This is a genomic window from Desulfosalsimonas propionicica (genome assembly GCF_013761005.1).
In the GTDB taxonomy this organism is placed as follows: Bacteria; Desulfobacterota; Desulfobacteria; order Desulfobacterales; family Desulfosalsimonadaceae; genus Desulfosalsimonas; species Desulfosalsimonas propionicica.
This window is the reverse complement of record NZ_JACDUS010000011.1, coordinates 95,410-117,038: the sequence shown is the minus strand read 5'-3', so window position 1 is coordinate 117,038 and position 21,629 is coordinate 95,410. Positions and strand designations below refer to the sequence as shown.

Below are 21,629 nucleotides of genomic sequence, written 5' to 3'. Positions count from 1 at the left end.
TTCTCGGGCCGCCGCCGGTCCGACCGATGTGCTTGAGTCTTCGATCAACTATCTGGGAATTTCAGTCTATCCCGGCATCTACCGGATGACCCAGATAAACCCGATAATCAAAACGGGCTAACCTATGCCTAACCTGAAGATCAAAAATTGTCAAATTAAAGCGAAAAACTTAAAAGCATAAAGAAGGCAGGCAGGCTGAAATTCTCCGTAATTTCAATAAATAATAAAGTAAATAGAAAGGCGTTAAAATTCCTAAAAATGCAGGGTTCTTGTGCTCATAACCCGAAGGTCAGAGGTTCGAATCCTCTCCCCGCTACCAATAAAATCAATTAGTTAAAAGGGTCGCATCAGCGACCCTTTTTTGTTTTTAGCTTTTTGTAAGCACTATGTAAGCAGATTCAATCAATAAAAAAGGCCGGATGGACACCACCCGGCCTTTCGCTCACCTTGAACAGCCTTTGCCGGAATTGACAATCACGATTCCCTATAAGGCACAACCGCCGGCACTAAAAGCCCTTCTTAATTTTTCAGTTCATACGGCGGATCGCAAATCCTTTCTTCCCTCGCCGTTGTATAAAACACCGGGAACTTGAGTATCTTCGCTGGGGTTCGCTTTCTGATTATTGCCATTGCCCGGCCCATCTGCTATTTGCTATTTTCAAAAAGCAAAAGAAGTTTCACAATGGTGAGGACGTCCTTGTGTCCGGCTTCGGGGAGTTCAAGGGACAAGCCAAAAGCCCCAGAAAGGGCAGGAACCCGGCTACGGGTGATAATTTGATGATGGAGGGCCGAGGGGTGGTGACGTTTAAGCCGCCCGGCAGGCTGCGTAATCGGATTAATGGCAATTACAAGGGGGTTGATTCAGTGCGCCAACCTGTTCTGAGATTGGCCGGCCTTGTTTTCTGGGTTGGTATTTGCTTTCTGGTTGCCTGGGCCGGTGCCCTTGTATCGCCTGGCACTGCCCCTTCCGACTGGTATGATGCGTTAAACAAGCCGGCATGGAATCCACCGGGCTGGGTGTTTGGGCCGGTGTGGACCGCCCTTTACATCATGATGGGCGTCGCTGCCTGGGTCATCTGGGACAGGTTCGGATTCTTGGCAGCCAAAGCCGCGCTCGCCGCTTTTTTTATCCAACTGGTGTTAAACGGATTGTGGTCCAGAATTTTCTTCAGCACGCAGGAGCCGGGATGGGCGTTTTTTGAGATCCTCCTGCTTTTGGCCGCCATTGTTATAACAACCATATTGTTTTTCAAAAAAATCACCATGGCCGGATGGCTGATGGTTCCATATATGCTCTGGGTCGGCTATGCCTCAATTTTAAATGGCGCTATCTGGATGATGAACTGATTGTCTGGAAGATGGATGCGTCCTGGTAAACACCTCGCCGAGTTCGCCAGAGGCTCCTGTGTCGACAATCTCTCCTGGAGGCAGTCCGCACCCTTACCGTTTCTTAATTTTTATTTAGACACCAAGCATTTCCGGGCGAAACTCTCTGATAACATTTTTGCAAACTGCATAGTGCATACTGCGTCACACGACCGGAGGTGTTTTTTTAATAATATGAAAGAGCCTATATGGCAGCCCTTATTCCGGCAATGTGCACCGGAAAGGGTATTGGCTGGAGAGAGCCATGATAGCCGTATTCTGCAGCAGCAAATTTAAAAAGCTGTCAACTAAAAACCAAGTTTTCGGGTTTCGTGTAAACCAGCGCTCAGCCCGGGAATGTCGGCCGGCGGAATAGAAGGCTGTAAGTTTTTGCCTGAAAAAAGAATCCGGTTAACTCCTACAGACAGGAAAGACCCCAACCGTTATATTTTTTATCAAAGATGAAGCATTATACTGGTACTTGTTGCGGTGTTCTTCGGATCGGATTGTATTTGAACCGTGCAGACTTTTTCATTTATGCGGATGCTTTTTGCTTCATTTAAAATCAAAAAAACTGCCGGATAAATGAAAATATTTTATGATAAAGATCTTGTGAAAATATTTAAGGACCAAGACGTTCCCTGGGGAACAGAAAACATCCTGCTTGTAGACGATAAAAAGGCTAGCTCCCAGTATTGCAAGGTATTACTGGAATCCATGGGTTATAAGATCAACAGCCCGATGGACCCAAAAACGGCTCTGGCCAATTTTAGGAAACAACCCTATTGCTTCGATCTTCTGGTCACCGATTATAAAATGGAGCCCCTTAACGGCAGTATACTGGCTACGACTATAGTCGGTATCCGCCCTGAACTACCCGTTATCGCATTTACCGGGCATCCAGAAATGGCTTACCAGCATAACGTTTTCTGGTGTGTGATCCCCAAAACTTCCACCATAAGACAGATCGGCGTTGCAATCAGGCAGGTTTTAGACTCCGTTCGACCCCCTGTAATCAATAGCTTTGAATGAAGTGTTATTGACCTGCCTCTTTGATTTTATACAAATTGATATGTTCTGAATTAAAAATGCACACTTGCCACGACGTTCCCAAGTGCAGCCGCCTGTCAAAGATGATAGGGAAGCAACTTGTCAGCAATTCAGTCGGAAAACGGTAATATAGGAACGAATTTCGCCCTTGGTGCAAAGACGCGAGTGGTTTTTGCTGACGACCATAAAATATTTCGTCAGGCACTCGTCGGTGTAATTGAAGGTCAGGCGGATATCCACTTGGTGGGGGAGGCATCCAATGGCGAAGAAGCTGTTGATTTGGCAAGGAAATTCAATCCGGACTTTATTGTTATGGACATATCAATGCCCGGAATGAACGGCGTGGAAGCAACCCGCCAAATCAAGACGGAGTTACCCAGTGTGCGAGTGGTTGTTCTGTCGATGTACCAAGATAAACAGATTGCCCGGACCATGATAGAAGCAGGGGCAGAGGCATTTCTGACAAAATCTGTCTCAAGTGCTGAATTATTGCAAGCGATCCGGGGTTAAGAGGGAAGATTGAGATAGTTCTGATCAAGGCTGACTATGCTTGTTTTATTTTGAAGTGCCAAGAATGCAGCATGCCAACCTGGACAGTATTTCTGGGTCTTCCCAAATTTGGACCTTCAATCCGCCATTTTTCATAGCTCCCTAATCCGGAATACTGGCTGGGCATAGCCGCATGGTGGAATTTGAACGGGGGCTATGACGATTCATTATATTAATTGGCTTCTATACACCATTCTGGTGGTGTTTACCCGCGATATTGGCCCCGTGTCATCCCCGATTTTATGGATCGGGGATGACGCCTGTCATCTTCAAGTTGTTAAATCAATTCTTTAATTTCCGATTCGCTGAAGGCGCTGTTGAAAAGCTTAATCTCATCCAAATAACCTTGAAAATTGTGATAGTAGTCTTCCGGATTGAACCCTCCGATCGATATCACTTTATCATTGTAATAAAAATCCTCAGAAGTAAGATTATTGGTCTCATCGATTTTTTCGCCATTTAAATATAGAGCACCCTCCGATTCGTTAACATGTATGGTAGTCGACAAACATTTTTTCTCCCGCCCGGTGATCCTGGCGCATTACAGGCTCGATCCTGTGGCACCATTGACGGTAAAGATGCCAGAACTGGCTGTATTGATAGCTCTGGGGATTTTGGGCTTTATACTCATGCCATAAAAGCATGAGGGTCACTCCCTCCTTACGCCTGAGCTGCTTGTGGATAAAGGAAAAATCCAATGGCGGCCGCTGGTCCATGATTTCAGCAGAAACTTAACGGAACAGAAGCCGCTCCAGTTGCATGTCGTCCATATCATCGGCAAGGGGCCAGGAATTTCTCGCAGCTCTTGCGCATGGTTATTCTCACCTCTGGCATTAGTACCTCCCAAGTATGGTTATTGAAGGAAGGCACAACTTACCGTTAAAAAAGTTAATAAACCAGCCAATCTTTACTCTGAAAATGAATTCTACAAGGTGGCCGATATCTAATGTGGACCCCCAAAATGGGACAGTATGTTAAGGTATAGGAGATCGAATGAAAGGGGGTTCAATGAAGCGGAAAAAGTTCAGCAAGGAATTCAAGGCCAAAGTCGCCGTAGAAGCTCTCAAGGGTCAGCGTACGGTCAACGAACTCGCCCAGGAGTTTGGTGTTCATGTCAGCCAGATTAACAGGTGGAAAAAAGAGCTTTTGGAATCGGCACCCGAAGTTTTTGGCCAGAATAAAGAACGTGAAGCAAAGCGTATGGAGATGGAAAAGGACCAATTATACCGAAAAGTCGGGCAGCTGCAGGTTGAGATTGACTGGCTTAAAAAAAAGTTCGGACATCTGAGTTGACACTATCAGAAAAGCAGACAGCCGTAGAGCCGTCCCACAAACAACTGAGTATTCATCGGCAATGTGAGCTGGTTGGTTTGTCTCGATCCAGCTATTACAGGCAGCCAGCACCTGAAAGTGAAAAAAATCTGGAACTCATGAAGCTGATTGACGAAATATACACCAAGTATCCTTTTTTCGGTTCCAGAAAGATGCGGGATTATCTCAATCGCCAGGGTTACGGAGTCAACCGCAAACGAATCCAGCGACTGATGAGGTTGATGGGCCTGGCTTCTGCGGCCCCGACCCGTAAGCTGACTGTGCCAAACAAAGCCCACAAGGTTTATCCGTATTTGCTCAAGAATATGGATATCAACAGAAGCAGGCAGGTGTGGTGCTCTGATATCACCTATATTCGTTTAAAGCGGGGCTTCGTTTATCTCACGGTGGTTATGGATTGGTATAGCCAGTATGTACTTTCCTGGGAGATCTCAACTACAATGGACGACGGTTTTTGTACCAGCTGCTTGCAGCGGGCGATCAGACAATACGGATGTCCTGAGATTTTCAATACAGATCAGGGATCCCAATATACAGGAACAGCCTTTACCGGGATATTGAAAGAACATGGTATCGGCATCAGCATGGATGGCAAGGGTCGGGCAATGGACAACATAATGGTCGAACGGCTCTGGCGGTCCCTGAAATATGAGGATATTTATCTGAAGGATTATGAAAGCGTCCCGGAATTGATTGAGGGGTTGAGGGCATATTTTGCCTTTTACAACGATGAGCGGCCCCATCACAGCTTTGGCATCTTGACGCCAGCTGAGGTGTACCACGGAGCCGACAGGATGAAAAGGGCTGCATAACAGCCAGGCCGAGGCGGGCATGGCCGGGTGGCCCTCGCCTCGCTTTAGCTACTCGGGGCTCCGCTCAGCGAGGGCCACCCTACGCTGTGCGGTAGTACCCAAGCTGAGCGGAAAAGTTGTCTTGACTTTGGGGTCCAGCATAATCAATCGGAATGGATGGCCGGAATCATCGGGAATATGCACGCCCCGCAGCAACCTGGTTAGGATCCTGGTTTTAAGCTTTGCCGAAAGCCCCTTGGGTTTTTTTTAAACTGTAACCTATGTGTAACCATCTTTCCTTTATATATAAATAACTCAACTTTCTGGGAAGCTAAACAAGCTTTAAGTTTCCCAGAAAGTTGAGTCAGATGCAGGCCGCCCTGCAGGCGGCGGATTAAAACCTGAAAACCGGAGGGCAAGACCATGAGCGAAAGTTTTGAACCGACAATCATTGGGTTTTTCTGCAACTGGAGTGCATATGCCGGCGGGGATTTGGCCGGTGTCATGCGTATCCAGTATCCGCCCAACCTGCGCCCGATCCGGGTGATGTGCACCGGTATGGTGCATCCGGACCTGGTGCTGGATGCCTTTTCCCGGGGGGCTGACGGTATCCTTGTGATGGGGTGACATCCCGGGGAATGCCATTACCTGGAGGGTAATGAAAAAGCCCGGGCAAGGGGGGAAGCCGTAAAAATGGTCCTGGAGGATTCCGGCATTGATCCCCAGCGGTTTGCCATTGAATGGGTTTCGTCAGCCGAGGCCCCGCGTTTTGCAGAAAAGGTCAGCGGGTTTACGGAAACAATAAAGGCCCTTGGCCCCTGCATGGCCGATTTCCCCCAGCATGCGGCCGGTTACTAATGTTTGCAAGATTAGATTTGCATCTCGTTCAGGGTGAGCTCTGATTTTACAAGCCGAATTGGTCGCAAAGATAGATGGCACCGTAAAGAGTCCAATATCTGTGTTACGTGCAATTCTTTAGAATTTCATGTACTGCTGGTGCTCTGCATTCTTTGAAATTGCGCAAGCTTTGATCTTGAACTTTTACGGCGCCATATAAAATCAAACTTTTTATGAAATGGTCAAAAATAAAACCCTTTTTTTGAAACAGTAACCCCCGTGTAACCACCCTCCCTGTATAGTCCCTGTAAAGCCGGTGTTGGTTTTCTTTTGGAAATCACCGGCACTTTTTGATTTAAAAAAGGGAGGATCAGGTTATGCAAAAAGTGATTATTGCTTTCATGGAAGATCTCTCGGAATACGGTCCGGAAGAGTTGTTTTTCAGGCGCCGGGCTCCCATGGCTGATAGCAGGAGCAAGGCAACAGTCGCAGATTTCAAAAAATTCGCCGAATCTTTTCCGGACTACCCGCGAGCCCTTTTATTTCTCGGACAAAGCCTTAGAGAGCAGGGAAAGCTGGCAGAGGCCCATTATTATTTGGGGCAGTATTACCGGGAAAACGGGGAACCGGAAAACGCCATGCTCCACTTCACACGGGCCCTGCGCGAAACCAGGCAACCAGTGCTTACCGAAAAAATCCACAAAGCGCAGAAAAGCCTGAAGGCCGAACAGGCAAAAAAACCGGGGCAAGACGAGAAGAACCGGTCCGAAGGCCTGGCAAAAACTTCATATTCGGTCAAAACGGAAAAACTTCATGGTAAACGCGCCCCGGCCTTGGGAAGCTAAGCGCAGGGCGGCGGAGTCTCTTCTTGTCACCCCGGCAGGTACGAATAAATCGGTATATTATGAAACAGGTGCACATTATGCAACCCATTTCAAAAGGCATCTAACATGGCTTTTATCCCGATTGCCGGAAAATGATGCAGTAGGCTATAGAATAGGGAGGACAGGCTTATGGTATATTTTATTTATGCATATCGGCCGGAAATAGGGAATGTTTTAAAGAATCGGTTGTTGTAGAGGGGGAGGTGTTTAAGTTTTCGGCCAGAGATTTTTTGCATCGCTCATAGGCTGCCATGGCCTTGGCTTTCTGGCCTAGTTGATACCTGGAGACCATGAGCCCACGGTAAAAAGGCTCCACCAAGCCATCTATTTTCAAGCCCCTTTCATAAAGGGAGATGGCCTCTTCCCATTGTTTTCTTTTTTGCCTGTACTCCCCCAATTGTTGGACTCCTTGGATAAACAGATGGTGAAGGTGTTCGCGGAGGTGAGTGGATAGGTGGTCCTCGGATTGAAAAAGCGGCCCTTTATAAAGATCCAGTGCCTTTTGGGTTAAAGCTGCAGCGTTGAGCAACTCTGTCTCGCCGGCTGCCGATCCCCAAGCACTGGTGGCTCTGGAAATCATACGTTCAAATATCCAGGCATCCACCCAGCAGTATCTTGTATCAAGTTTAATATTGCCGTGCCTATGCTCAATGGCTTCATGATAGCCGACTAACTTGCGCAGCCGGTGCAGGTTGGTTTTAAAGGCCCCATGGGCAGCATCTCCATCAGAGTCGGGCCAGAGCAGATCTGCGACCTGATTTTCACTCACACTGCGTCCTCCCAGGGCAATAATGGTTTTAAGCATCGCAAGCGGCTTTTCCTGGGCTTTTTTTGTAAATGACAGCGGACTTCCGTCTTTGATCAGCGAAAACCGTCCCAAGGTGTATATCCGGATCGGCCATGGCCAGTTCTCGATTTCCAGAGGCGGGCTTTGTGGAATCAGATTTCTCCTCAGGATCAGATCCTGCACATAGGCAACCTCGATGTTTTCCTCGAGCGCTTTGCAGCAAAGCCGTGCCATTGTATCTGATCGCCACAGCCAAGTGTTTACGTACTGCTGTGCTTTTCCGATGGCCATTGCCTTTTGCAGCGAATTGCGCGCAGCGGTTTCATCTCCGGCATCAAGGGCAAATTGAGCCTGTGTCAAATGGCAGCCAAACTCAATCTGATGGAATCCGACCCGGCTGGAAATAGACAGCGCCTGTTGAAGATATCTTGAAGCTTCAACAGTTTTACCGGATGCGTGCAATGCAATTGCCATCCCCTGATACCACATAGAATCGGTCATCGGCATGCCTGACTCTGCAACATATGCTTCGGCAGACTCGCCTTCAATCAATGCTTTTGAAAAATTCTTTTCCAAAAGTGCCTGCCAGATTTTTAATATTTTGAAATAAATAAAAATCCAATCAGAAGAATGGGCATATTGCGCCATGTTCCGCAGATGTTTATGCGCGCTGTCAAGATCTTCCGCGGCTAGGGCGCCGGCAGCGCCATGGCCCAGCACAATAGGAGATATGAGGTGAATTCCGGTTGCCGAGGCCAGGTCCAGAGATTTGGTAACAATGTTGCTGCAGGCCTCAAAATTATTGTTTAAAAAATAGTAAAAAGCTTCTGCATTCATCAAAGCAAGCAATGAAAAGGGAGGAATATTCGGAGATTGAACCATTTCCTGATACAATTCAATAAAATGCTCGGCTTCGGCCAGATTGCCCGAGAAAAGCCGATGCCAAGCCAATGCCACAATCACACGAAGCTTGATCTCTGCCGAAATATTTTCCTGAAGTATTGCCTGGCCTCGCTTTTCCCAAGTTTTGAATTCGGGGTGATCCGGAGATCTGAAAGTCAGGGAAAAAATAGCGACGGCAGAGAGTCTTCCCCGGACATCCAGGGAAGCCAGGGCTTCATATTGCCGGGAAAATTGGGTTAATTTCTGAATCCACTGGTCCAAGGGTTTAAAGCTGTCCCAGGCAACGGTTATCGAATAGAGAATCCCGCACAATGAAAGCCATATCCCTTCTGTATCTTTCTGCTCCGCAAAAAGGGAAAATGCTTTCTCAAAAAGCTCCCTGCCCTCGTCCGGATCAAAGCGGTGGCGGCAAACACCCAGCCAATACAATGCATAGGGATACTTAGAAAAAACCTCCTCCGGAAGGCGCCGCAGCCATTGTTCCAACGTCTGGTTCCGCCCTTGAATTACCAGCATTTCCGCCTGGCTGAGGATTAACCGGACCACCTCATGCGGATGGCCGGATTCAAGAAACAACTCAATGGCAGCTTCTGTCTGCCCCTCGGCTTCCAGCAGCCTCGCAGCCGCTTGCTTGAGCCTTTTCATGTGCTTTCCTGTAAAGGTCTGCGCCGCCTGGCTCTGCAAATATTCCCGGAACAATGGATGATATTGATATCTCGTTTCCCTGCCGGGAAATCTTTCCGTAAACCAATGGTTTTGCCTGATTCTGGACAGAATTTCCTCTGCATTATCCGTACCGGTAAGGTTTTGCGCCATTGTGGCGCTAAAGGTTGGCAGAACCGATGTGCTGAGCAAAAACTCCTGCGTTTCTTTGTCTGCTTTGTCAAATATCTCGCTGGTAAAATAATCAAATACCTCGCTGCCCGTGAATTGGGTAAAAGTTCCGGGATCAATGTCTTCGGTCTCTGCACGCTTTAACAGAAGGAGAAGACCGGCCAACCAGCCGTCGACCTTTTTGTGCAGTGAATCGATAACCACCTCAGATGGCGGGGTGCGGCTCAATAAACGGACCAGGTCCCTGGTTTCCTGTGGTTGCAGGCGAAGCGCTGGCCATCCGATCTCGGCGAGGAAATTGCTTGCCGCTGCCCTTGCCAGGATCGAGTGCGGTTCAGTTCGGCTTAAAATAAAGAGGTTTATGTCTTCGGGGATCATTGACAGGGCGTTGCGTACCACCTCATGCAGCTGAGATTCAGGCGGGGCGTCCTGATAGTTGTCCAACACAATAACTCCCGGTCTACCCAATTGCTCAAACAGCTGCTCGAAAAATCGCCGTGTGAAAGAGGAAATCCCAAGTGCGTATTCCGGGGTCAGAAAGGGCAGATCTTTTTCCTCACGGCCAAGCGCTTTGCCTGCCACTCCCAGGTAATAGAAAAATGCGGCGATGTCCGAGTCGCCTTCATCAATTTGATACCAAAGGCAGGGAAGCTGGTTTTCCTCTATGTAGCTGGCAATAAAAGTTGTCTTACCCGAGCCGCCCGGCCCGCAGATCCAAGTGGCGGCATAGGCCCGCGTGTCATCCAGTAGGTCAAAAAGTCTTTTGCGTGGCAGAACCTTCTGGAGACGAGGCTTGGTGATCTTGGCCAAGGAAGTCGACTCCGGTTCCATGAAAATTTCCTTTTGATAATTGTTGCAAGGAACCCGGTGGCAGAACATATAAGGAGGAGAATGAGAGCAGCAAAGAGCAGTAAGGATCAGCAGGAAAAAAATGAGCAAGCACAGTTAGGCACTTGTAATAATATATATTAATACCCGGGATGAATTTGGATGTCAACAAGAAATAAAAGGATTTGTAATAGCCCTTTCAGGATATCGGTGTCTTTAAAAACGGCATTTGCTTGGCTATATTTTTTTATCAGGGTAAAAAGCACATTGGTTGTACCGGACGCTTGGCTATAACGGGCCACATATAGAAGCTCGTCGAAGAAGAGCTTCTCCCGGTGAGTGACGACATAACTTGCATCCATACAACATTCCTGGGTCTTATGAGAAATGCACCTTGGTTTTGGCTGTCCTCGGGAGACAAGAAACAATAAACCGGTTTTTTATTACAACGTTACGGCAAATGGTGTAACCCAAAAATTGACAACAACACAGAATATCGAACAGGAGAAAGATCGTGAAGCGGTTTGTTCACATTGATCAGAACTACTTCAAAGACGAAGACACGGTTTGTTATTGCTTCCGTTATACAAAAAAACAAATTGAACACGATTACAGAGCTAATGGAAGATCCACGATTCTGGAAAAAATAAGGAAGGAAAGACAATCCGGCGGATGTGATTGTGTTTCGAAAAATCCAAAGGGTCGCTGATGCATTGCTGATATCCACCAGGTGGTGGGTAATGCTAAAAAAAACTTTGATTAAGGCCGGGTCTTTCTTTCCGTCGGGACCAAATTGAACGCATACCGACAGGCTTGACCGCCTTCGGGTTCCATTCCCGCCGAAGCACTTCTTGCCATCGGTATCAGGATTCCCAGGCATCGACGAAATTGCACCCTGTATTCACCATTCTTCAGTTCCGCCAACTCCGGAATACTGCCCGGGCCTGATTGGAATGGCATGTTCCAATCACTTTGAGAATTCGAAAGTCTTCCTTGCTTCATAAATTCTCATTTCAATAGCAGGCAAATGTAGAAGCTAAGATTTCCACCCCCTCAAGGTTTCTGAGATGCTGTCAAAAGCTTATTGACGTGACGAAAAAGATATGAAATTGTACTGAATAGTCAGAATAATTTTTTAGCCTCAGGGGTAACCATGGCCGTACAGAATAAAGCGAAAACAGCGCGAGGAGAAAATAGTCGGCAACGGATCTTGGAAAGCACGTGGCAGCTGATCGGAAAATCGGACAGCAGAGAGGTTACGCTGGATCAAATTGCAGATGTTTGTGGAATATCGAAAAGCAGCATACTCTGGCATTTCGGCAGCAAGGAAGCCCTCCTTCTGGAGGTCGCGGACAACATATTCCGTGATCTGGAAAAATTATTTATAGAACAATGCCCCCCGGATTCGTCCATCGGCGAACGCTTTGCGTTTTTTCTGAATAACTACGAAGACATGCTCAATGCAACCCCTGAAGCCCCAAGAATCTTTTTTTCCTTCCTTTTCAACAATCAATTCCGAGAAAAAATAAATAATAAAATCCGAGAGATTTATGAATGGAACCGGGAGACATTTTGCGAGCAGTTTAATTTAACAGAGAACCAAGCTGTAATTCTGCTTGGAATGCTTAACGGAATCGTAATTCAAGCCAATGTCCATCCTGAACGCATCAAAATTAAGGAAGTTTTTGACGAATTGAAATCGCTGGTAAAAAAAATCCTTTAAACCGCGGTCGATTTTAGTAAGCGCTCTTCGTTTTTCGGTGGAGGGGCTCATAAATTTCAAAATCCAATACAGGGAGGGATTATGGACGATAGCGGTAAAATATGGAGAGATCAAAACGGGGTTTGCCATATTGGCGGGGCGGACAAGCCAGAGGCGTTTCGTCTTATGGGGTATGCCCACGCGAAAGACAGGGGTATGCAGATGCTTGTCATGCGAATATTGGGCCAAGGAAGAGCTTCGGAAATTCTTGATTCCAGCGATGAGATGCTATCTGTGGACAAGTTTTTCCGTCGCATGAACTGGGCGGGTACGGTAGCAGAGGAAGTCGGCAAGCTCACCGCAGAGGCAAAAGAACTCAATGAGGCCTATTGCCAAGGAGTCAATGCGGCATTTTCTGAAAAAATCCCCTGGGAGTGCCGGTTGTTTGGCTATAAACCAGAGCCTTGGCGGGTTGAAGATTCTATTCTGTTTCTTCGCATGATCGGCTATCTCACCCTAGCTCAGTCCCAGGGCGAAATGGAACGGCTGCTGATTGAAATGGTCCAGGCGGGCATGGATAGAGAACGGCTCAATGAACTGTTTCCGGGGATTCTCGGGGGTATGGACATGGATCTGATGAAGAAAGTGCGCCTCGAAGAGCGGCTTGTCCCTCCGGCATCTCTTTGGAATATCGCTGCTCCCGTGATGATGGCTTCAAACAGCTGGGTGGTTTCCGGGGAAAAAACCGCTTCGGGCAAGCCGATTCTGGCAAACGATCCGCACCTGGAGATCAACCGGCTGCCGAATGTTTGGTATGAAGTTGTAATGAAAGCAGGTGACAGGCACGGTATTGGCGCCACCATGCCGGGCGTGGCCGGGCTTTTGATCGGCAAAACACCGGAGTTGGCATGGGGGGCCACATATCCGTTTTCGGATTGCACGGATTCCTGGATAGAGAAATGCAAAGACGGGGCGTATTTCCGGGAACCAGATGAATGGGTGCCTTTTCAAGCAAGAGAAGAGATTGTCAAAAGAAAGAAAAAAGATCCCGTAAAGGTTACTTTCTACGAAAATTCGCACGGTACGCTCGAAGGGGATCCGAACGAGGAAGGCTACTACCTTGCAACAGCATGGGCCCCGGGATCTGCAGGCGCGGCCACGAACAACAAATTTGTCGAAATTTTTGACGCAAAAACCGTTGAACAGGGAATGAAACTTTTAGGAGAACTTGAGGTTTCTTTTGACTGGGTGATTGTCGACACCCGGGGTAATATCGGATACCAGATGTCAGGCTTGGTGCCCAAACGGCGGGACGGGATCTCCGGGTTTGTCGCCCTGCCCGGTTGGAAGCCTGAAAATGCCTGGCAGGGTTTTGAAAAGCCAGAAGACCTGCCGCGTTCTTATAACCCGGAATGCGGATACTTTGTCGCGGCAAATCAGGACAAAAATGAGTATGGTGAAGCGGATCCGACCAATGTGGGGATGGGAGCCTATCGTTCCGATCGGATAGCACAGGTGCTGGCGGCAAATGACAGGTTGACACGCGAGGACATGTACCGGCTGCAGTTCGATGTCTATTCCATCCAGGCAAAGGAATTCATGAAGATTCTGGCCCCGCTGCTTCCCGACTCCCGGGAAGCTGAGATCCTGAAGAACTGGAATTTCGAATATGACGCGGATTCTAAAGGCGCCTTCATTTTCGAGGAATTCTACCGAAACCTCTATCGCGAAGTTTTCGGCAAAAACGGCTTCGGCAGCGATGCGGTCGATTATATGTACGAACATACCGGCGTCTTTACCGATTTTTATCTCAATTTCGACCGCATACTGCTATCCGCTCAGTCAGCCTGGTTTGGCGGCAGGACAAGGGAGGAGATTTATCGCCGGGCGGTTGAAGATGCACTGACAAATCCGCCGAAGAAATGGGGCGAAACGCGAAAGGTTCTTTTGAAGAATATCGTATTTGACGCAAAAATGCCGAAATTTTTCGGATTTGACCGCGGGCCGATCACACTTGTCGGTGGGCGGGCCACGCCGCACCAGGGGCAAATTTATGAAAGCGGCGGCCGGCAAACCACTTTCGCGCCTTCCTACAGAATGGTCATTGATATGGCAGAGGCGGAAGTTTATACCAACATGGCCGGCGGACCATCTGACCGCAGATTTTCCAAATGGTACTGCTCGGACCTGGAAAACTGGCAACTGGGTCAGTATAAGAAAATATCTGTAACTCCGGATCAGACGTATATTTCGTTCAAATAATCTTGAATTTTAATGGGTCCAGCATGAGCACTTCTCGCCATGAAATGCTGCATTGCGGGACCTTCTGGAGCCTGTATCTTGATTCTGCTATTCCGCAGTGCCCGGAATCCGCATTCATAGAAGTTCTAAAACCACAATTTTCCAATTCAATAACAGTTTTTTGGATGAACACGATTTAAATGAGAGCAGGTAGGGAAAATGAAAATATTGAAAGGGGGAATTTTTATTTTATTGCTGCTTGTTGTGGGCGGCTTTGTATCGTTCCAGATTTTCTTTCGCTCCGCTATACCGGATTATTCCGGAAGCCTGAAGGTCTCGGGGTTGTCTTCCCCGGTGGAGGTGAAAACTGATGAATACGGGGTCCCTCATATTATTGCGGAGAATGAAGCCGACCTGTTTTTTGCCCAGGGCTATATAACGGCGAGGGAACGCCTGTTCCAGATGGACACCACGCGCTTGGCAGGAAGAGGGGAGCTGTCCACGCTGTTTGGTGAGGCGACTTTGGATAAGGATCGATTCCTGAAAACTGTAGGATTCTATCGCATGGCCGAAAAAAGCTGGAAGGCCATGTCAAAGGAAACCAGGGGTGCAGTGGAGGCCTATACAGCCGGGATCAATGCATATATCGAAAATATGGCCAGCCTGCCCAGGGAATATATATTCATCGGGGCTCGGCCAAAACCGTGGGAACCCGAGGACTGCGTGACCACGGTTTTGCTCATGTCCTACAGTCTCACCCGTTCAAAACGAATCGACCTGGCGATGCACCAGTTGGGCCGGAAGGCAGGACTTGAAGTGCTTTCCGCACTGCTCCCGCAGTACCCGGATTTTGCCCCCACCTTAACCGGCCAGGATCTGGCGCCGCCAAAACAGGACACGGACGAAGCCATGCGCGAGCTCTCTGCTAATACAGCAGGCGTCGGGGGTGGCCTTTTCTCCGGACTTCCGGAGTTTGCCGCCAGCAACTGGATGATTTTTTCCGGCAGCATGACAGATTCAGGCAAGCCCATATTCACCGGCAGCCCGGATCTCAAGCCGACACTGCCCGCCCTGTTCTATCTCGTGCACCTCAAGGGCGGCAGATATGACGTAATCGGCGGCTCTCTGCCCGGAGCCCCGGGCATCAGCGCATTGGGATTTAACGGCGATATAGCCTGGAGTGCAGTAAACGGCCGGGGAGACGAGCTGGACTATTTCGTGGAAAAGATCCATCCGGACGACACCGGCAAATACCTCACTGAAAACGGTTATAAGGATTTCCGGATCATCTGGGAGACCCTTAGAATTAAGACAGATAAGGGCATCCGTGAAGAGCCTCTTGAAGTGAAAATCTCCCGGCACGGACCCGTCATCTCCGGGGTTATGCCTGCTGCGCCGGAGAATTGCGCCATGCAGTGGTCTGCTTTTGACGTGGTTTCCAGGGACATCGAGGGTTTGCTTGCCATGAACCGGGCAAAGAATTTCAGTGAATTCAGAAAATCCCTGAAGCTTGTCAAAACGGTCAACCTGGGGATCGGCTATGCAGACAGCAGGGGGAATATCGGCTGGCAGTTTACGGCTTCTGTTCCCATCCGCAAAAAGGGTCAGGGCAGTGTGCCTGTGCCGGGCTGGACCGGTGAATATGACTGGACAGGGTATGTGCCCTATAAACGCCTGCCCTGGGATTATAATCCAGAGAACGGCTGCGTGGCCTCTTTTAACAATGAACCCGGCAATTCAAAAGATTTTCTGACCCACTATTACCTGTTCGAGCGGGCGATTCGTTTTCGGGATATAATGGATCAGCGGTCCGGAGAAAAAGTCTCCCTGGAAGACGCCAGGCAAATGCAGCTTGATACGGTTTCACCGGTGGCCCGGAGATGGGTGCCCCATATTCTTGAGGCCTGCACGGCGCCAGATTTACAGAAAGCAGCAGATCTTTTCCGATCGTGGGATTTCCGCATCGTCAGAAACAGCGCCGCGGCAACGCTGTTTAATGCCTTTTATTCCAAAATGATGGAAAACACCTTGGCAGACGAAACAGGGCAGGAAACCTGGGATGCGCATCTGCGCCTGTCCTACCTTTACTATGTACCGGATCTTCTTTTGACAAAAATCCATGATGCGGGCACGCATGCATTTTATGATGACGCCGGAACGCCTGACAAAAAAGAAAGCCGCAATGATATCATTCAAAAAAGCATGCGGGATGCCATGGAGCAGTTATCGGCAAGGCTTGGGGAAAACCCGCAGAAGTGGCAGTGGAAGCGGGTGCATACCATGCATTTCGAGCATCCTCTGGGCAGCAAAATCTGGTTTTTGAATCTGGATCCCATACCCACCGACGGCTCTCATCATACAATCAATTCCGGCTTCTGGGACAACAGGAGACCCTTTCGGATGGATTCGGGCGGGGTAATTCGCATGGTGGTCGATTTCGCGGATATCGAGAACTCAACCATGATCAGTCCGCCCGGACAGTCGGGTCATTACATGAGCCCGCATTTTGACGACACCGCCCAAATGTGGGCCGACGGCAAGCAGATCCCCATGCACTTTAACTCTTATGAGAACCTGCCGCGGCAAATGGTTCTGGAACCTGCTGTGAATAAGTAATTAAAACCACATAAAATTAAGGCAAACAATTATGTAAAGCAAGAATAAGTTTCTTTTCCGATCCACCCCCTCAAGGACAAATAGTGGCTACCCCCGTGAGCCCACCATGCTTGCCATTGGGGACAGCATTTCCGGGCACCCACGAAACTGAACCTTGAATCCGTCATTACTCTCTTCCGACAACTCCGAAATACTGGCAGGGCATAGCCGTATTTTCCCTTTCAAGTTATCACAACGAAATGAAATTTTTTTTAAAGATCTGTTAAAAATATTTGACACTCCGTTTTTTTGGAAGCATATAAAAATTATGATAAAGCCAAACCAATCGTGAGATTGGGACGGAAAGTCACGGGTCTTTTCGGTAACGGTTTTTCCCTGCTTCGGTTTTTGAGATAGCCGGACTGCCAATATTTTGGTGGTTCGGCTTTTTTTATGCGCTACAGGTATGCAGATTCGCTCCGATAAAAAATAAAAAATATGAATTCAGATAGTTAAAATTATAGACATAAACAGGAAACCAAAGAGAGGAGGTGAATAATGGGCTTTGTAAAATCATTTGAAGAAATCATGGCAAACACCAAGGAAGCCAGAGAAATTTACAATGCGGAAATGATAACAGTATTTTGGGAAACTACGCCGGAAATCATCTCAAACCTTTTGCCTCCTCCGCTTAAGCCTGCAACGGCACCTGTTGCAATGGCGTTTGTGGGAGATTATCCAACCACCAATTTTGATGTCACCTACAAAGAAAGCGCTTTGTTTATAAATGCCGAATATGAAGGAGAGGAAGGGTATTATTGTCTGTCTATGCCTGTGACAAACGATATGGCCATGGCTGGAGGGCGGGAACGATTCGGATTTCCCAAGAAAATGGCAGAAATTCATTTTGAAAAAATGGACAATAGATGTCTGGGATGGACAGAGCGACGCGGCGTTCGAGTAATGCAAATTAATGTAACGCTTACAGGTTCTTTCAGTGATTCAGCCGTTCAGGACAGGCTTATAAAAAACCGACAAGAAAAAGATGGTTCCTTTCAAAATATTTTTTATAATTTTAAACACTTCCCTGCCCCCGAAGGCTCTGCTTTTGATTACGACCCCCGCTTGGTTTCTCAGATAACGGTCGCCAAGCCCAAGGAACTCCAACTCGGGGAGGGCACGATTACATTCAATGCTTCGAATTATGATCCCTGGCATGAGGTGGAGGTGGTAAGAATGCTTGGTGCAACCTACATGGAGGGCGACATTGCCATTCTTAACGGTAAAGTCGCGGCGGAAACCGGATTTATGGACCTTCTTCCCTTTGCTTTTCTCAAGTGGGACATGAAATGATGCACTTGCTATTATATAGGATCTGATTGGTTTTCACGCTGTGTTTTAAGCCCTTTATGGTCATCAGCCCCGAAAGGCGGTTTTTTCCTTTACCAGAGGCCGATTCGAACCCTTGAAACAGGGATGCCAACCCAGAGAATATTCCCGGCCACCCTGGAATTTGCATTTTGATTCTGGCAATCCTCTTGGGGCCGAGAGCCGCATTACTGGCGGGGCATAGCCGTAGTCCTTTCACGTAACGACGAAGCTCACCGGCGGCATACTTTCCACACCCCTTTTTGCCGGACAGCGAATAATTTCTCATGGGGTGCTATGGATAAGTAAAAATATCCGGGTCAACGTTTAACGCCCTGAGATACTCCAAATGCATGGAGCGCAATGGATAAGCCAGCTGCCTTTTGTCACCTATTTTGACTACCGATACGCTTGCAAACTTTGTAGTCATCATAAACGCTGTTGTTTTTTTCGTTGGGCGGTTCTCCCAACCGGGTATCGCCTGACCCGTGCTTTCGATGTATTTGCGCATACTGCGCTCAATCAGTCGCCAGATCAGAAGGGCAATCAGAAGAACCAGGCCGAGGACTTCTATACGTTTGGGATTTTTTAAAAAGATGCTGTTAACGATCACCGGGTCCTTGAGAAAACCGAAATTTTGCTCAATGCCATGTTGGTTCTTGTAGAGTTGAAGCAGGCGTTTTGCTGACCATTGTCCAAGTTCCGATTTTTCTGCCATGTTGGTGATCAAAACAAAGCACCCGGCCTCCAGGCGCAGAGGGGCAATGGCATCAGGATCTTGCCTGATTTGGATTTCCGGGCGGTATTCGTAGCCCCTGGGCTGGCGGGATTGGTCTTTTGGGGGTCGGCCCCGGGCATATTTGGCGACTTTTTTGATTTGCGTTTCCACTCGGTGATAGCTGCCGATGGCAGCCCCGGCAAGCTTGTCTGCTGCAGCCTGGGCGTCGGGTTGGCAAAAATATGAAGTGGATGCCTCTTTGCAAATGGCCTCCAGTTCTTTGCGCTTTTCAGTCAGCAAGCGATCAATGCGTTTATGCCGTCTTTTGTCATGGGCACTGGAGTGAACCACGATGGCTCGATAGTCCCGGCCGTTGATGGTGATGGTGGTTTCATATATTTGATAATGGGCAGGCGGGCGCTTGGTTGTGCCTGTTGATTCTGAGATTGCACCGATATCGTGCCACTGGTCGGATTTGACGGCTTCTTTGATTGCCCGGCTGCATTCGGCGTAAGTTGCAGGAAGCCTGCTGACAAATTGGGTGCCGGTGTCAAAGGCTGAATCGGCCACATACACAAAAGCTCCCGGCTCAAGATGGTGACGGGCCATGTGGCGGGAGATATATGTCAGCAGTTCGTTGTTTATGGTTTTATCCGATGCGTTGCCGTCTTTTGGGGAACCAATGACCGGGATATTTCGGTCCACGCAGGGCATTGAGATCAAAAACTGTTTAAAATCCGGCCGTTTGTCCTTGCAGTGGCCGTAAGTGATCGCAAAACCGGCCGGCTGTCTGATATATAATCAAAACCAATGAATTCCACCACGGCTTTCACCGAAAAGTGCAGCCCCCAAAAGTGCCGTCGCTGACGAAGAGATTTTGCCTTTTTGAAAACAATGATATAAAATTGTTGATTTGACATCAATTAAGGGACAGAATGTATTGTTAAAGCAGTCTATCGGCAAAAAGGATTACGCGTGAATGAAAAAGATCATGGTGGTAGACAACCATCCGGTTATGCAGCAGTTTATGAGCAATCTGCTCGGCAGAAAAGGCCATGAGGTCATTGCTGCCGCAGACGGGCTGTCGGCCATCCAGATGCTGGAAAATCTGCGCCCGGATATTTTCTTCATTGACCTGATCATGCCCAACATCAGCGGGGACAAGCTTTGCCGGCTGCTCCGCCGGAACCCGGATCATGAACAGAGTTTTATCGTGATGCTTTCGGCCATTGCCATGGAGCAGGAAATGCATCCGGAAAACCTGGATGCAGACATGATCCTTGCCAAGGGGCCCTTTGACCGGCTGACCGCCAATGTGGAATTTATCCTGGAACAGATCGAAACCGACGGGGGCCTGCAGCTCAGGGGGCAGGTCATGGGCCGGGATGAACTCTTTGAACGCCAAATCAGCAAAGAACTGCTGGCATCCAAACAGCATTCCGAAACAACACTGCAGCACATGTCCGAGGGCCTGCTCGAGCTTGTTGGCGAAGGCAAAATCGTCTACGCCAACCCGGCGGCTGTCAGTATTATGGGCAGAAAGGAACAGGACCTGCTGTCCTGCGACTTTATCACCCTTTTCCGGGATGCTGACCAGCCCATTGTACGCAAGCAGCTCGCAGAAGCCGCGCGCCGGGAAAAAGAAATCATTTTCTCTGAAGATCTTGCCATCAACCAGAGGCGGGTTTCGGTGAAAATCATCCCCGTACCCCGGGAAAACCAGAGCCGATCCTTTCTGGTGATGCTCCACGACATCACCGAACAGAAACAGGCGGAAGAAGAACTGCGATACTTAAGCTTTCATGACTCCCTGACCGACCTTTATAACCGGGCCTTTTTTGAGGAGGAAATGAACCGGCTGGCCCGTCAGCGGCACCTGCCGCTGGGCATCATTGTCTGTGACATCAATGGATTAAAACTGATCAACGATACACTTGGCCATCAAAAGGGCGATGAACTGCTGCGGGTCGCTGCCGGCACCCTCAAAGCCGCGTTTCGTTCCAGCGATATCCTTGCGCGCATAGGCGGAGACGAATTTGCTGTTCTTCTGCCCGGCAGTGAACAAAAAGTGGTCCAAGACCGCATCCAGCGCATTGCCAGGGAAATTGAAAAGCACAATGCCGCCAATCCGGACCGACACCTCTCGTTTTCCATCGGCCATGCCGTACGCACGAGCCTTCCCATTGACATGCAGGCCCTGTTCAAGGAAGCCGACGACAACATGTACAAAGAAAAACTCAAACATCTCCGGACCGGCAGCACCCGGATACTGCAAAGCCTTCTGCAGGCACTGAAGGAAAAAGACTATATCCGGGAAGGCCATACTCAGCAGCTCAAATTTTACGTATCAAAAATAGCTGAAAAGATGGGGCTTTCCAGTGAAAAATCCCGCAACCTGCAGTTGCTCGCCCAATTCCATGACCTTGGCAAAGTGGGCATCTCCGACCGTATCCTGTTTAAATCCGAAACACTCACTGCAGAGGAATACCAGGAGATGAAACGCCACTGTGAAATCGGCCATCGCATTGCCCTGTCGTCTCCGGATCTGGCACCGATTGCCGATTTGATCCTAAAACACCATGAATGGTGGAACGGCAGGGGATATCCCCTGCGCTTAAAAGGCGGGGAAATCCCCATTGAATGCCGGATTCTTGCGGTGGCCGAGGCCTATGACATCATGACCAACCAGCGACCTTACCAGGACAGCCGATCCGGGCAACAGGCAATGGAAGAACTGCGGCGGGCAGCCGGCACCCAGTTTGACCCTGCGGTGGTCGAGATATTCATAGAGGAGATCAAACCTTGATAAGCCTATAAAAAGTCTGATTATAGACCCTGCAGAAAA

15 protein-coding genes, 1 pseudogene and 1 riboswitch are annotated in these 21,629 nt (G+C 48.6%); of the genes and pseudogenes, 11 read left to right on the top strand and 5 right to left on the bottom strand.

Going from position 1 to position 21,629, the window contains the following annotated elements; all coding sequences use genetic code 11:
* Nucleotides 1–522 precede the first annotated feature (522 nt).
* The 3 genes from HNR65_RS18050 to HNR65_RS14970 all read left to right on the top strand — a co-directional run bounded on the left by HNR65_RS18050 (nucleotide 523) and on the right by HNR65_RS14970 (nucleotide 2,925).
* Nucleotides 523–1,347, top strand: coding sequence for a tryptophan-rich sensory protein (locus HNR65_RS18050; RefSeq protein ID WP_332309038.1), 825 nt, complete (start codon nucleotides 523–525; stop codon nucleotides 1,345–1,347).
* A 603-nt stretch (nucleotides 1,348–1,950) separates the two neighbouring features.
* A complete protein-coding gene (locus HNR65_RS14975; RefSeq protein WP_181552331.1) occupies nucleotides 1,951–2,397 on the top strand; it encodes a response regulator in 447 nt (148 codons plus the stop codon).
* A gap of 117 nt (nucleotides 2,398–2,514) precedes the next feature.
* The gene (locus HNR65_RS14970) at nucleotides 2,515–2,925 is read left to right on the top strand and encodes a response regulator (RefSeq protein ID WP_181552330.1); all 411 of its coding nucleotides are present in this window, start codon (nucleotides 2,515–2,517) and stop codon (nucleotides 2,923–2,925) included.
* Between the two features lie 316 nt (nucleotides 2,926–3,241).
* Here HNR65_RS14970 and HNR65_RS18285 read toward each other — a convergent pair whose 3' ends face one another.
* On the bottom strand, nucleotides 3,242–3,472 hold the full coding sequence (locus tag HNR65_RS18285; RefSeq protein WP_181552329.1) for a LamG-like jellyroll fold domain-containing protein: 231 nt from the start codon (nucleotides 3,470–3,472) through the stop codon (nucleotides 3,242–3,244).
* Nucleotides 3,450–3,680, bottom strand: a complete 231-nt coding sequence (locus tag HNR65_RS14960) for a hypothetical protein (protein WP_181552328.1) — start codon at nucleotides 3,678–3,680, stop codon at nucleotides 3,450–3,452. The genes HNR65_RS18285 and HNR65_RS14960 overlap by 23 nt, the downstream gene beginning before the upstream one ends.
* A gap of 277 nt (nucleotides 3,681–3,957) precedes the next feature.
* Between HNR65_RS14960 and HNR65_RS14955 the strand changes: the two are divergent.
* The 3 genes and pseudogenes from HNR65_RS14955 (at nucleotide 3,958) to HNR65_RS14945 (ending at nucleotide 6,769) form a co-directional block, all read left to right on the top strand.
* Nucleotides 3,958–5,108, top strand: a pseudogene (locus HNR65_RS14955) (IS3 family transposase).
* Between the two features lie 402 nt (nucleotides 5,109–5,510).
* A complete protein-coding gene (locus tag HNR65_RS14950; protein ID WP_181552327.1) occupies nucleotides 5,511–5,945 on the top strand; it encodes a hydrogenase iron-sulfur subunit in 435 nt (144 codons plus the stop codon).
* Nucleotides 5,946–6,301: 356 nt separating this feature from the next.
* Nucleotides 6,302–6,769 (top strand): tetratricopeptide repeat protein, encoded by a 468-nt coding sequence (locus HNR65_RS14945; RefSeq protein ID WP_181552326.1) that lies wholly within the window; start codon nucleotides 6,302–6,304, stop codon nucleotides 6,767–6,769.
* Nucleotides 6,770–6,947: 178 nt separating this feature from the next.
* On the opposite strand, the gene HNR65_RS14940 is transcribed toward HNR65_RS14945, so the two are convergent.
* Complete coding sequence (locus HNR65_RS14940; RefSeq protein ID WP_181552325.1) at nucleotides 6,948–10,163, bottom strand: winged helix-turn-helix domain-containing protein; 3,216 nt, start codon at nucleotides 10,161–10,163, stop codon at nucleotides 6,948–6,950.
* Nucleotides 10,164–10,300: 137 nt separating this feature from the next.
* Nucleotides 10,301–10,522, bottom strand: coding sequence for a hypothetical protein (locus HNR65_RS14935; protein ID WP_181552324.1), 222 nt, complete (start codon nucleotides 10,520–10,522; stop codon nucleotides 10,301–10,303).
* 791 nt (nucleotides 10,523–11,313) lie between these two features.
* Between HNR65_RS14935 and HNR65_RS14930 the strand changes: the two genes are divergently transcribed.
* The 4 genes from HNR65_RS14930 to HNR65_RS14915 all read left to right on the top strand — a co-directional run bounded on the left by HNR65_RS14930 (nucleotide 11,314) and on the right by HNR65_RS14915 (nucleotide 18,051).
* A complete protein-coding gene (locus tag HNR65_RS14930; RefSeq protein WP_181552323.1) occupies nucleotides 11,314–11,883 on the top strand; it encodes a TetR/AcrR family transcriptional regulator in 570 nt (189 codons plus the stop codon).
* An 81-nt stretch (nucleotides 11,884–11,964) separates the two neighbouring features.
* Nucleotides 11,965–14,124: a penicillin acylase family protein gene (locus HNR65_RS14925; protein ID WP_181552322.1), complete on the top strand. Its 2,160-nt coding sequence runs from the start codon at nucleotides 11,965–11,967 to the stop codon at nucleotides 14,122–14,124.
* A gap of 198 nt (nucleotides 14,125–14,322) precedes the next feature.
* Complete coding sequence (locus tag HNR65_RS14920) at nucleotides 14,323–16,719, top strand: penicillin acylase family protein (RefSeq protein WP_181552321.1); 2,397 nt, start codon at nucleotides 14,323–14,325, stop codon at nucleotides 16,717–16,719.
* 305 nt (nucleotides 16,720–17,024) lie between these two features.
* A riboswitch (cyclic di-GMP riboswitch) is annotated at nucleotides 17,025–17,128 on the top strand.
* A gap of 128 nt (nucleotides 17,129–17,256) precedes the next feature.
* Nucleotides 17,257–18,051, top strand: coding sequence for an acetoacetate decarboxylase family protein (locus HNR65_RS14915; protein ID WP_181552320.1), 795 nt, complete (start codon nucleotides 17,257–17,259; stop codon nucleotides 18,049–18,051).
* A 310-nt stretch (nucleotides 18,052–18,361) separates the two neighbouring features.
* Here the strand turns inward: HNR65_RS14915 and HNR65_RS14910 are convergent, their stop codons facing one another.
* Nucleotides 18,362–19,555: an IS1634 family transposase gene (locus tag HNR65_RS14910; protein ID WP_435051292.1), complete on the bottom strand. Its 1,194-nt coding sequence runs from the start codon at nucleotides 19,553–19,555 to the stop codon at nucleotides 18,362–18,364.
* Between the two features lie 208 nt (nucleotides 19,556–19,763).
* On the opposite strand from HNR65_RS14910, the gene HNR65_RS14905 reads away from it, so the two are divergent.
* The gene (locus HNR65_RS14905) at nucleotides 19,764–21,590 is read left to right on the top strand and encodes a diguanylate cyclase domain-containing protein (protein WP_181552319.1); all 1,827 of its coding nucleotides are present in this window, start codon (nucleotides 19,764–19,766) and stop codon (nucleotides 21,588–21,590) included.
* The last annotated feature ends 39 nt before the right edge of the window (nucleotides 21,591–21,629 follow it).

Coding starts and splice junctions, on each gene's coding strand:
- HNR65_RS14940 (WP_181552325.1), bottom strand. CDS start 10,163: ATGGAACCGGAGTCGACTTCCTTGGCCAAGATCACCAAGCCTCGTCTC.
- HNR65_RS14945 (WP_181552326.1), top strand. CDS start 6,302: ATGCAAAAAGTGATTATTGCTTTCATGGAAGATCTCTCGGAATACGGT.
- HNR65_RS14915 (WP_181552320.1), top strand. CDS start 17,257: ATGGGCTTTGTAAAATCATTTGAAGAAATCATGGCAAACACCAAGGAA.
- HNR65_RS14975 (WP_181552331.1), top strand. CDS start 1,951: ATGAAAATATTTTATGATAAAGATCTTGTGAAAATATTTAAGGACCAA.
- HNR65_RS14930 (WP_181552323.1), top strand. CDS start 11,314: ATGGCCGTACAGAATAAAGCGAAAACAGCGCGAGGAGAAAATAGTCGG.
- HNR65_RS14935 (WP_181552324.1), bottom strand. CDS start 10,522: ATGGATGCAAGTTATGTCGTCACTCACCGGGAGAAGCTCTTCTTCGAC.
- HNR65_RS14925 (WP_181552322.1), top strand. CDS start 11,965: ATGGACGATAGCGGTAAAATATGGAGAGATCAAAACGGGGTTTGCCAT.
- HNR65_RS14905 (WP_181552319.1), top strand. CDS start 19,764: ATGAAAAAGATCATGGTGGTAGACAACCATCCGGTTATGCAGCAGTTT.
- HNR65_RS14920 (WP_181552321.1), top strand. CDS start 14,323: ATGAAAATATTGAAAGGGGGAATTTTTATTTTATTGCTGCTTGTTGTG.
- HNR65_RS14960 (WP_181552328.1), bottom strand. CDS start 3,680: ATGGACCAGCGGCCGCCATTGGATTTTTCCTTTATCCACAAGCAGCTC.